The sequence below is a fragment of the Cecembia sp. genome, assembly GCF_007126775.1.
Classification (GTDB): Bacteria; Bacteroidota; Bacteroidia; order Cytophagales; family Cyclobacteriaceae; genus Cecembia.
In genome coordinates this window covers 19,310-31,131 of record NZ_SLAP01000141.1, presented here as the reverse complement: position 1 = coordinate 31,131, position 11,822 = coordinate 19,310, and the positions used below count along the sequence as shown (strand labels likewise).

Annotated in this window: 12 protein-coding genes; 6 read left to right on the top strand and 6 right to left on the bottom strand. The window is 39.2% G+C overall.

From position 1 onward, the window contains the following. A partial coding sequence (locus tag QZT73_RS09625) for a S1-like domain-containing RNA-binding protein (RefSeq protein ID WP_291787833.1) occupies positions 1–547 on the bottom strand: 547 nt, incomplete at its 3' end. Between the two features lie 151 nt (positions 548–698). Here QZT73_RS09625 and QZT73_RS09620 point away from each other — a divergent pair. Together QZT73_RS09620 and QZT73_RS09615 are read left to right on the top strand one after the other, a co-directional pair. After that, on the top strand, positions 699–1,586 hold the full coding sequence (locus QZT73_RS09620) for a 3-hydroxybutyryl-CoA dehydrogenase (RefSeq protein ID WP_291785087.1): 888 nt from the start codon (positions 699–701) through the stop codon (positions 1,584–1,586). 4 nt (positions 1,587–1,590) lie between these two features. Then, positions 1,591–2,208 carry a deoxynucleoside kinase gene (locus tag QZT73_RS09615; RefSeq protein WP_291785089.1) on the top strand — a complete coding sequence of 206 codons (618 nt, stop codon included), beginning with the start codon at positions 1,591–1,593 and terminating at the stop codon, positions 2,206–2,208. Here QZT73_RS09615 and QZT73_RS09610 read toward each other — a convergent pair. The 3 genes from QZT73_RS09610 to QZT73_RS09600 are packed head-to-tail and all read right to left on the bottom strand — an operon-like array spanning position 2,205 to position 3,481. Next, positions 2,205–2,849, bottom strand: a complete 645-nt coding sequence (locus QZT73_RS09610; RefSeq protein WP_291787830.1) for a hypothetical protein — start codon at positions 2,847–2,849, stop codon at positions 2,205–2,207. The two genes, QZT73_RS09615 and QZT73_RS09610, sit on opposite strands and share 4 nt — an antisense overlap. A 13-nt stretch (positions 2,850–2,862) precedes the next feature. Next, the gene (locus QZT73_RS09605) at positions 2,863–3,321 is read right to left on the bottom strand and encodes a DUF2452 domain-containing protein (protein ID WP_291785092.1); all 459 of its coding nucleotides are present in this window, start codon (positions 3,319–3,321) and stop codon (positions 2,863–2,865) included. 1 nt (position 3,322) lies between these two features. Next, positions 3,323–3,481, bottom strand: coding sequence for a hypothetical protein (locus tag QZT73_RS09600; RefSeq protein WP_291785094.1), 159 nt, complete (start codon positions 3,479–3,481; stop codon positions 3,323–3,325). A gap of 213 nt (positions 3,482–3,694) precedes the next feature. Here QZT73_RS09600 and QZT73_RS09595 point away from each other — a divergent pair, with 213 nt between their 5' ends. The 3 genes from QZT73_RS09595 to ggt all read left to right on the top strand — a co-directional run bounded on the left by QZT73_RS09595 (position 3,695) and on the right by ggt (position 8,257). After that, a complete protein-coding gene (locus QZT73_RS09595) occupies positions 3,695–4,027 on the top strand; it encodes an Hpt domain-containing protein (RefSeq protein ID WP_291787827.1) in 333 nt (110 codons plus the stop codon). A 155-nt stretch (positions 4,028–4,182) separates the two neighbouring features. Next, positions 4,183–6,540 (top strand): S9 family peptidase, encoded by a 2,358-nt coding sequence (locus tag QZT73_RS09590; RefSeq protein ID WP_291787825.1) that lies wholly within the window; start codon positions 4,183–4,185, stop codon positions 6,538–6,540. A gap of 1 nt (position 6,541) precedes the next feature. Continuing rightward, on the top strand, positions 6,542–8,257 hold the full coding sequence (ggt, locus tag QZT73_RS09585; protein WP_291787823.1) for a gamma-glutamyltransferase: 1,716 nt from the start codon (positions 6,542–6,544) through the stop codon (positions 8,255–8,257). A gap of 32 nt (positions 8,258–8,289) precedes the next feature. Here ggt and QZT73_RS09580 read toward each other — a convergent pair whose 3' ends face one another. Continuing rightward, positions 8,290–9,693 (bottom strand): alpha/beta fold hydrolase, encoded by a 1,404-nt coding sequence (locus QZT73_RS09580; protein ID WP_291787821.1) that lies wholly within the window; start codon positions 9,691–9,693, stop codon positions 8,290–8,292. Positions 9,694–9,733: 40 nt separating this feature from the next. Between QZT73_RS09580 and QZT73_RS09575 the strand changes: the two genes are divergently transcribed. Next, positions 9,734–9,949 carry a DUF3820 family protein gene (locus tag QZT73_RS09575; protein ID WP_291780064.1) on the top strand — a complete coding sequence of 72 codons (216 nt, stop codon included), beginning with the start codon at positions 9,734–9,736 and terminating at the stop codon, positions 9,947–9,949. A gap of 52 nt (positions 9,950–10,001) precedes the next feature. On the opposite strand, the gene QZT73_RS09570 is transcribed toward QZT73_RS09575, so the two are convergent. After that, entirely contained in the window at positions 10,002–11,591 is a 1,590-nt protein-coding gene (locus QZT73_RS09570; RefSeq protein ID WP_291787819.1) for a S8 family peptidase, read from the bottom strand. Positions 11,592–11,822: the final 231 nt, after the last annotated feature.

Genomic DNA, 11,822 nt, shown 5'->3' with positions numbered 1-11,822 from the left:
GAACCGGTTGAAATATTTCGTTTTTATAAAGCAGACCTTCGAAATTATCTTCAATCAAAGCTTTGAATCCCAGATCAGTTTCTTCGAAAATCAAAATACTTATCTCCTGACCTTCCTCAAAGCCTTGAGTATCTTTAATTAGGAAGTCCTCATATTTTGAAACCCCAATCAGCCGTTCTGTTTTATGGTCTTTACAGATACGCACCAAGTATTTCTTACCTACTTCCATGGTTTTCCGCATTTCCGCCTGCGGAACAAAGAGGTCTTTTGGTAAGCCCCAATCCAAAAAAGCCCCAAACTTGGTAATCTCTTTTGCTTCCAGGACCGCAAACTCATCCAATAAAGCCATGGGTCTTTGTGTGACAGCTACCGGACGATCCTCACTGTCAGTGTATACAAAAACCTCTATCTCTTCTCCTTCTTTTTCTTTTCCGGATAAATAACTTTTTGGCAATAGGATTTCTCCCCCTTCATGCAAAGCCAAATAAGCCCCATTGGCGGTAAATCTATTAATGAGTAGGCTGTTGAGCCTTCCAAGTTCTTTCATACCACAAATGTAACCAAATTATAGTATTAGGAATTGGAAATACTTTTGTTTCAATATAGATTTGGGTTCAGAATTCGCTAGAAAATCAATTTTCCCATGGACATTTTGTGATAAATTTTGTTAATCAATTGAATATTAAACCCAAATAGACATGAACAACATTACGGTTATAGGATCCGGCACAATGGGTAACGGCATCGCACACGTATTTGCCCAATTTGGATATAAGGTCTCCCTTGTAGATATCAATAAAGGTGCTTTGGAAAAAGCCTTGGCTACTATATCCAAGAATATGGACAGGCAAGTAGCAAAGGGTATGTTAAGCGAAGAGGATAAAAATACTGCTTTTGCAAAAATCAAAACCTTTACCTCTTTGGAAGAGGGTGTAAGAAGTGCTGATTTGGTTGTGGAAGCGGCTACGGAAAATCTTTCTGTCAAATTGGATTTGTTCAGGCAATTGGATGAACTTTGTAAGGAAGAAGCCATTTTGGCTTCCAATACCTCTTCCATTTCTATCACCAAAATAGGTGCAGTCACCGCAAGACCCGAAAAAGTAATAGGAATGCATTTTATGAACCCTGTACCTGTAATGAAGCTCATTGAGGTAATCCGAGGTTATGCAACATCTGACGAGGTGACATCCCTGATTATGGATTTATCCAAAAAATTGGACAAAGTACCAGTGGAAGTCAATGATTATCCGGGTTTTGTAGCCAACAGGATTCTGATGCCAATGATCAATGAAGCCATTTATACCCTGTATGAAGGTGTAGCAGGTATTGAAGAAATTGATACCGTTATGAAACTTGGCATGGCCCATCCTATGGGGCCTTTGCAATTGGCAGATTTTATTGGACTGGATGTCTGCCTTTCTATTCTTCGTGTGTTATATGATGGCTTTGGCAATCCAAAATATGCTCCCTGCCCCCTATTGGTAAATATGGTTGAAGCAGGATTCAAAGGTATAAAAACAGGTGAAGGTTTCTATAAATATACCCCAGGAGTGAAAGAATTTATAGTTTCTCCTCAATTTAAATAGTAAAATGCATATCGCTGTATCGGGAAATATCGGAAGTGGAAAAACCACCCTTACCATCAAACTCGCCAAACATTACGGTTGGAGAGCAGAACTCGAGGCTGTGGAAAATAACCCCTATTTAGTAGATTTTTATGAAGACATGAAGCGTTGGTCTTTTCATTTACAGGTATATTTCCTGAACAGCCGTTTTAATCAGATATCCCGGATCAGGGAAAGCGGACATTCGGTCATTCAAGACCGAACAATTTATGAGGATGCCTATATTTTTGCAGCCAATTTGTTTAAATCAAAATTGATAGCAGAAAGAGACTATGAAAATTACCTGAACCTCTTTCATTCCATGATCAATTATGTAAAGGCGCCGGATTTGCTGATTTATTTAAAAGCTGATATTCCCAAACTGGTAGGACAGATAGAAAAAAGAGGGAGAAATTATGAAAATTCCATTCGTATTGATTATCTCAAAAATCTCAATGCGCATTATGAAGAATGGATTACGGGCTATGATAAAGGCAAATTGCTGATTATTGATGTCAATGAGTTGGATTTTGTAACCAGTCATGAAGATTTTTCTTCAATAGTGCAACGGGTTGACAGGGAAATGTATGGCTTGTTTGCTTAAAGGATTTTTCTATTTAACCAAGAAAGAATTGCTTTAGAATTATCCTCTGTTGGACGGAGCAAAAGTTCATCTATTCTTTTGAGACTCCCACCAATCATGAGGTTCTCGTACATTGGAATCCTGACCAATTTATAACCATGAAGTCGGCTTATTAGGTCATATTGTGCATCATTATAAGCATTCAGTTTCCATCCCGAAGCCCCATTGCCGGAAAGGTCACCAGCCAGCTCACTATTACCAAAAATCCTCCCAGCAATGGGTGGGCCTTTCCAAATTCTTTCCTGTACACCAGCTTTCAGGCATTCCTTTTCATAATTTCTGCAAAGTCTTTTGTAGATATCAGCCCAGGGAAAAGCAAAAGTCTGATAAATGGATGTTTTCAAACTATTCAATCTATACCTGTTAAAATGGACAGCGTCATCATAAATGAAAACATACCTGTTGATTTTAAAATCAAATTTTATCCGATCCAACAAAGGAAAATTCCCTCTGCCTCCCAAACATTCAAATAATTCCTTTAAAAAATCCTCTCCTTTGCCTTCTATAAAACGGTTGTTTATCTCGAGGCAAAAATCCTGCTCAATAGGAAGCTCTGAAAGTTTCAGAATCTCTGCCAAATGATTTATTTTTAAAGAATGCATGCTTTAAAGACATTTAATTACTTCTGATAACTTCCCATGTATGGTCAGCCAAAAGCTTTACCTCAGCAATGAATTTGGAAAAAGGCTTTTTCTTCCCCCACTCTTCGGGCGCTACCATACTTAGAAAATCAGTTTGATCTTCTTTTTCATACAAAAAATAATGGTGATTGATTAAAGGTTCAAACCCAATTGAGCTTTGGTAAATTCTTTCAGAAACTTCCACCCTGCTTTTTATGGTTTTTGCCTGATCCGCTAATAATTGCATCTGTTGATAGATCTGTGCCATTTGCATATCGGTCTGTGAATGCATGGCCGCAACTGCCCTACCCGTGATTTTTCCCTTGTCTTCAGGTTTAATGATCGCACTTCCTGATTGGTGTGCATAAGGAAGTAACCCGGGATTTTCTGTGGTTTTTTCCTTCATCTTTTCCAGATCAAGTCGGTCTACATCAATTTTCTTTCTTTCTGCCATATTACTTGATGCTGTCAGTTTCAGAAGGTGCTATTCTTTCTTTAAGGTTACCTTTTGAGCCGGGAAATGTAGTCCTTTTGGATATGTCCACACTAATCCAAATCATTATTACCATAAAGATCACTGCCAAGACGATAAAAACAAGTTTATTCCTAGTCATAATGAGTTTTATAACAAAAACTATATGCAAACGGTTTAAGCAATACTTAATTTATATTCAGGACCGAAATTAGAAAAGATAAATCACATCAATAAGCCTACACTTAGAAAAATCCAAAATTCTTTTTCATAAAAAGTAAGTTATCATTTTTTTATTTATTTGAAATACATAAATTTGTGTAAATAATGCATAAAATATGCGAAATTAGTTTTTATGTATCAACTCATTAGTCCACAGACGATTATTCAGTATTTTGGTGATGACGACAAAGAAATGTTGAGGGAAATGGTTCAAATCATTCTGGACACAAATCTAAGTGACCTGAAGCTCCTTGATCCCTTTTATGATAAAGGAGATTATGCCACTATCAAAAAAAAATGCCACAAGGCCAAACCCAGCATGAGTTATGTAGGTGCCATTGAATCCAGAAAATTATTGGAGAAGATAGAATCGGATCTGGAAAATTCAAGGCCTACTTATAACCATCTTTTAGAACACATCGACATTATAGACAAAGAACTTAAACATTTTTTGGACAATATTTAGGACTCAAAATTTTGAAGTCCCATGTTTGGTATTTTTTTCACCTTAACGATTAAAAAAATTCTTCAGCAAATTTAAAGCTGCATTTTATTTCCGTCCATAAATTTTTTGTATCCTGCGAATGATTTTCATTTCATATTTGGTAAAATTTGTGAGATATGAGAAAACTATTTACCACGCTTACCTTAATTTGCTTATCCTACACGCTAATTTTTGCCCAGGCTTTGTCCGTGGAGCAGATCATGAAAGATCCCAAATGGATGGGTAATTTTCCTTCCAATGTCAAGTGGGACGAGAAAGGAGAAGTTATTTATTTCAATTACAATCCTGAAAATAATCCGGCTGATTCACTGTATAAAATCAGCTTAGATACCCCTGATAAAATTGAAAAAGTAAGCTTGGAGGAAAAACGATTGCTTGTTCCACCTTTTGCAGCTATCAATAGGTCAAAATCAAAGAAAGTTTTTACTGTTGGCGGGGATCTGATCCAATATGATTTAGAAAGCGGTGAAAGGACTGTTTTACTTGAATTTGGAGACAGAATTTCCAATGCAAAGTATTTATTGGATGAAAATAAAGTAAGTTTTCAGGCCGGCAATAACCTTTATGTACTAGAAAAGGCGAATGGAAAGCTTAAAAAGACCACGAATATTAAATCGGGGTCTGAACCCGTGGAAAAAAAGGAAGTATCATCAGATCGAGAAGCATGGTTGAAGGATGATAACCTCGCACTTCTTCAAGTTGTTAGGGAAAGGGAAGAAAAGAAAGAAAAAAGCAAGGCTTACAGGGATGCTACCGTTGAACCGGAAGTATTTTCTTTTTATTTAGCCAATCGGCAACTGGCCAATCTCCAATTGGCTCCTGATGGGGCTTACGCAACGTTTAACCTGATAAGCAGAGCCGAGAATAAAAGGACGGATGTGCCGGATTACACCCATTTATCAGGATATACCACCAATCTACCTGCCAGATCAAAAGTGGGTGATCAGCCAAGTAAAGTAGAACTCGCCATATATAATTTCAAAAAAGACACAGTATACCTGGTCAAAACTGATGAGCTACCCGGAATCAAAGATCTACCGGATTACGTAAAGGATTATCCTGATAAAAAATGGGAGGCAGAAATAAGAAAGGTAATTCCATCTGCGGTAGAATTTTCAAAAGACGGCATTCATGCAGTGGTAAACATTCGTTCTGTGGATAATAAGGACCGTTGGATTGCGCTTTTGGATTTGGAAAAAGGCACTTTAAAGTCCTTAGACAGACAAAGAGATGAAGCTTGGATTGCTGGCCCAGGGATAGGATGGAGCATGGGAGGAGGCACTTTTGGATGGTTACCGGATAACAAGCACATTTATTTCCAATCTGAGGAAAGTGGCTTTTCCCATCTATATATCTTGGATGTTACCAATGGAAAAAAGAAGCAACTTACAAAGGGTGATTTTGAAGTTTTTGATCCCAAAATTTCCAAAGACGGTAAATTCTGGTACCTGAGCACTTCTGAAGAGGACCCAGGAGAAAGACATCATTACATGATGCCTATCATGGGCGGTAAAATGGAAAAATTGACCAGCATGACGGGGAATAATGACGTTGCACTATCCCCAGATGAAAAACATATGGCCATCCTGTATTCTTACAGTAACAAACCTTGGGAGCTGTATTTACAGGAAAATCTTCCAAATGCAACACCAAATCAATTGACAGATGGCCAGTCGGAAGCCTTCAAAGCTTACGATTGGAGGGAACCTGAACTGGTAAAATTCAAAGCCGCGGATGGAACTTTTGTACCTGCACGGCTTTACCTGCCGGAGCAGGAAAAAAGTAATGGAGCAGCAGTGGTTTTTGTTCATGGTGCAGGCTATTTACAAAATGTGCATAAATGGTGGTCCAGTTATTTCAGAGAGTACATGTTTCACAATCTCCTGACTGATTTGGGATATACGGTACTTGATATTGATTACCGTGGTTCTGCAGGTTATGGAAGGGATTGGAGAACAGCAATTTACAGGCACATGGGCGGAAAAGATCTTTCAGACCAGGTAGATGGTGTTAAGTACCTTATTGACACTCATGGTGTCAACCCCAAAAAAGTAGGCATTTACGGCGGAAGTTATGGCGGTTTCATTACCCTTATGGCCCTTTTTAATGCCTCGGATACTTTTAAATCAGGAGCTGCTTTAAGATCGGTGACAGATTGGGCACATTATAATCATGGCTATACGGCCAATATCTTAAATGAACCTTTCAATGATCCGATTGCATACAGGAGGTCCTCCCCAATTTACTTTGCAGAAGGATTGAAAGGCCATTTATTGATTGCTCATGGCATGCTTGACGTCAATGTCCATTTCCAGGATGTCGTGAGACTTGCCCAAATACTGATTGAATTGGGTAAAGAAAATTGGGAGATGGCAGTATATCCAGTAGAAGACCATGGATTTGTGGAACCAAGCAGTTGGACCGATGAATACAACAGAATCCTCAAACTCTTTAACAGTACTTTAATTGATTGAGATGCAAAAGATCCTTAATCTTAAAGGAACGATCAGCCCTTTTTTGGCTATATCGATCCTATTGTTTTCCTGCCAGGAAAAAATCTCCCATCCTGAATCAGAGACAGGTCTAATTGTTGAAAATGCCATTGTCGTATCAGCCAGAGAGGAAGCTTCAAAAATTGGCTTGATGATGATGGAAAAAGGAGGAAATGCCTTTGATGCCATGGTTGCTACAGAGTTGGCATTGGTGGTGGCGTTTCCTTTTGCCGGTAATCTGGGAGGTGGTGGTTTTATGGTGTACCGCTTGACAGATGGTACTATAGGCAGTATTGATTACAGGGAAAAAGCTCCACTTGCTGCAAGCAGAGACATGTACCTTGATGAGAATGGAGACGTTATACCCGGCAAAAGCACCTTGGGTGCTATGGCAGTTGGAGTTCCTGGTACAGTAGCAGGAATATTTGAGGTACATCGCAAATTGGGCTCTCTTCCTATTGAAGATATATTGGAACCTGTAATTGAACTTGCAGAAAAAGGTGTAGTAGTAACGGATAATCAGGAAAGAAGATTGGCAAATAGCAGGGAAGATATAATTAAAGTCAGTGGTGAAAACACCTTATTTGCCCAGGAGTTCAAAGCTGGAGATACCATCAAATATCCGGCTTTGGCACAAACCTTAAGAAGAATTTCAAAAAATGGGAGGGATGAGTTTTATAAAGGGGAAACTGCTGAAAGATTAGTAGCTTTTATCCAAGAGAAAGGGGGTATTATTACTATGGAGGATATGGCCCAATATGAAGCCAAATGGCGGGATCCAATACAGTTTGAATATAGGGGTTTTAAAGTGATTTCCATGGCCCCTCCGAGTTCAGGAGGAATTACCCTTGCACAGATTTTTGGGATGTTGGAAGGATTTGACTTGGCTTCAATGGGCCACAATGGACCTGAATATATTCAGGTATTGACCGAGGCAGAAAGGAGGGCTTTTGCAGACCGCAATTATTATCTGGGAGACCCGGATTTTGTTGAAATTCCCACTGAAGTACTTACGAATAAAAGTTACCTCAGTCAGAGAATTTCCGATTTCAACCCGGAAAAAGCTACCTTATCTTCTGAAATTTCTCAAGGAGTTATACAATTTATTGAAAGTGATGAAACGACCCATTATTCCATCGTGGATCAGTTTGGTAATGCTGCGGCCATTACTACCACCTTGAATGGTGCCTATGGTTCCAAACTCTACTCCGATGAACTTGGGTTTTTTCTGAATAATGAAATGGATGACTTCAGCGCAAAAGCCGGTGTACCGAATATGTTTGGTCTGATCGGTGCAGAAGCCAATAGCATAGCTCCCGGAAAACGCATGCTGAGTTCTATGACCCCTACTTTGGTTGAAAAGAATGGAAAATTGCTTATGGTTGTTGGGACTCCTGGAGGCTCAACCATCATTACTTCCGTCCTTCAGACTATTCTCAACGTGGTGGAGTTTGGAATGAATATGAAAGAGGCAGTTAATGCCCCTAGGTTCCATCACCAATGGTTGCCCGATCATATCAATTTTGAGCCTGAAGGTTTCCCAAAAGAGGTTTTGGACGCTTTAAAGCGTAAAGGCTATCTTATAAATGAAGGCTATACACCGATTCTGGGAAAGGTAGATGCCATTTTAGTGCTGCCTGATGGGAAATTAGAAGGTGGTGCAGACCGACGCGGTGATGATGCCGCAGTAGGATTTTAAGAATTTAACTTTATAGATAAGGAATAAGTTTATTACTTAATTCCTATACTATGGATAAATTCAACCATATCCTCCAGTACTTGAATATGAAATGTCTCTTCAATGGTTTCATATTCAGAGACCGCTCCTGTAGCAGCCGTTTGGAATAGATGGTTCAAGGATTCATAGACTTTCAAGTCCAATAGCGTCTTTTTATCTTGATATAATTCCAAAAGCCGGTTACCGTTCTGGGCGGCATTGACCTGTACATCCTTGCCACCAAATGCGGCAAATGTGGGGATCTGAATGGCAAGGATGAATTCTTCTGGATTGGTCTTGAGGAATTGATAAATCCAAGGATTTACACTTCTGTTTAAAGTTTTGGTCAAGGTTTCAATTTGTTGTTTCTCAAGCTCCTCAGAAAGCCCATAGCCTTCGACTACCCTTTCCACCAATGCAGGAATAGCAGCTTTTGCTTTCTCCATATCTTCACTGTCAAGGATCAACTGATAAAATTGGGAATTGATCAGTTTTTGTTGTTCTACCAATTCAAGAGGATTTCCTGCTGTACGGGAAACATCCTCTGTTTGCTTGAGCATCAAATCCGAAATAGGAACTACCGGTCCAGCGAGAGAAAGAATAAAATCAAGTCCGATTTCTTCGGCTTCTTTTGCCATCATCCATGTTATTAAACCTCCTTCACTATGCCCGATTATTCCGACTTTGTCCGGATTGACAAAATTCAAAGTCTGTAAATATTTTAAAGCTTGAATGGCATCATCTTTAAAATCAAGCGTACTGGCAGTTGAGAATTCTCCTTCTGACTCCCCTACTCCTCTTTCATCATACCTTAAGACCACGATTCCATTCCTACTGAGATGGTCTGCCATTACCCAAAAAGGTTCGTGTCCAAAAATTTCAGAATTCCTATTTTGAGGTCCTGAACCTGTAATCAAAATTACTGAAGGAAAGGGGCCATTTCCATGGGGTTTGGTAATTGTTCCAAACAGTCTGTTATTCAATAAATTATTAAAGGTTATTTCAATGATATCATAAGTAAAAGGAGGATGGGGAATTTGAGGTCTGTATCTTTCAATAGTTTCTTTTTCATCTTTTGCTCTGGTTAAGTCCAATGGAAAAGACATGTCGGATTGTTTGAAAGTTCCTTGGATATTTTTACCTATCAGAAGTCCGTCATATGCTATATTTGCCATACTGATTTCAAAATTCAGCATAGGTCCTTCTATCAGGACTTTGCTCATCTCAATGCCAATGGCACCTTGACTAGGGCTATCCATCTTACCATTCCAGGAGCCATTATCATTTTCAAAATGGAACAGCAGCGGTATTTTTTGCCCCATGACTTCGAGTGAACCGTTCCATGTGCCTGAAAAATCCTGTGCACAAAGGATGGTAGACACATGCACAAATATAAGGAGGAAAAATGCTTTTTTCATTTGCCTAAATTTCTTCAAATATATGTTCTACTTTTGGATTATGGACAGAGAAATTTTGATTGATTTGGTAACCAAGACCATGCCATTTGGGAAATACAAAGGAAAGCTACTCTGCGACATACCCGAGCATTATTTGGTATGGATGCATAGAAAAGGTTTTCCTGAAGGGAAGTTGGGTATGTGGTTGAACACATTGTATGAAATAAGACTCAATGGACTTGAGGAAATTTTATTGGATCTAAAAAAAATAAAATAAAAAAACCACCTTCCGATTAGAAGGTGGTTTAGGATGTTTGGATATTAATTTTTTAGAACGTAATCGTTACAGCGTTGGAGCAACTTGGAGAACTACCAGTCTCACATATTGTATACGTCAAAGTTCCACCTCCTCTAAAGTCAGTTTGATCTATATAAGAACCGGAATTATTTACCGTTGCGATCAAGTTACCATCTCTATAAATATCAATTTGTGAAGTATTAGCGCCAGACCAAGTTAAATCGGATCTCCATCTACCTTGAACTTTGGTGCCTGTACCGGTTAATTGAACAGTAGCATTGCCATCGTCACCCCCATTATCACCATCATCGTTACCGCCATCATCTCCCCCATTATCTCCTCCTGTGTCTCCACCGGTACTTTCGCCTAGTGAGTAAAGCATATGATTGTTGGCAGTTCGAGAATTGCTGACAATATTTTTTGTAGAAGTTTCAGTTAAGAAATTATATACTGCTTGAGATGAAGCTGAAGGATTGGATTGCAAGAACAAGGCAGCTACACCGGCAACATGAGGAGAAGCCATTGAGGTACCAGAAATGGTATTCATAGCAGTAGAACTGGTATGCCATGCAGCTGTAATGCTTGCACCAGGTGCAAACATATCCACACAGTCTCCATAATTGGACCATGATGTCTTTGCATCCGAACTGGTTGTTGCTCCTACTGTATAAGCTCTCGGTGCACTGGCCGGAGAATAATTACATGCTGGTTGTTCTCTGCCTCTTCTATCTCCATTTCCAGCTGCCACAATAACCGGTACTCCGGCATCATACATTCTCGCTACTGCGTCATTGATGGAAATTGAAGCGCCACCACCTAAAGACATATTGGCTACAGACGGACCGTTTGCATCAGCTGCTACCCAATCCATACCGGCAATAACGCCACTCCAAGACCCTGAGCCATTGCAGTCCAATACCCTTACTCCTACTAAGGTCGTGTTTTTAGCAACTCCATAAAGATTGCCTCCAACTGTACCGGCCACATGTGTACCATGACCATTACAATCCTCTGAATTGCCACCAAAAGCATCAAAGCCCCTTTGTGCTCTCCCTCCAAATTCAACATGGTCTGTTCTGACGCCAGTATCAATGATGTAGGATTTAACCCCCTGCCCTGTGGCATTGTAAGTATAGGTGCCATTTAAAGGTAAGTTCCTTTGGTCAATTCTGTCCAAACCCCAAGTAGCATTGCTCTGAGTGGTTGAGATAGCATATACATAACCGTCCGGCTCTATATATTTTACCATTGGGTCTTTTTCAAGGGCTTCCAATTGGTCACCTGATAGCTTAATGGAGAATCCTGTCATCAGATTTCCAAATACCTTATTTACGTTTTCTTCTTCAATGTTATACCGGGCAACCAATTCATTGGCAGCAATCCGCATACCGGCCTGGACAGCTTCATAATTATCTGTTCTCCTGAAATTAAGGTTGCTTTCATGCAGAACCACAATGTATTGGTCTGCAATATATCCCTCTGGACCCATGGTGGATAAATTTTCCAAATCATTAATGGTTACCTCTTCCTGTACATCCTGACAGGCGGTGAAAGTGAATGCCAATCCAAGGACCAATAATCCCGTTGGCCTTAGGCATGTTTGGTAGATTTTTTTGAACATGTTTGTTTAAATTAATGGTTTTTAAATGCTGGGTTAGAAAAAACCCTTAGTAACTTAATAAATATTTTTCTCATTTTATAAAAAAAATAAAGACAATATTTGGCAATAAATGTCAAATTCAGAATTAGCTATACCAATAACAGAAAACTATAAAATAAAACCATTGTACCATTTTAAGTTTTTATATATTGTGCCTACTTTCAGGCAAACTCAGGACAATGGTGAATTATT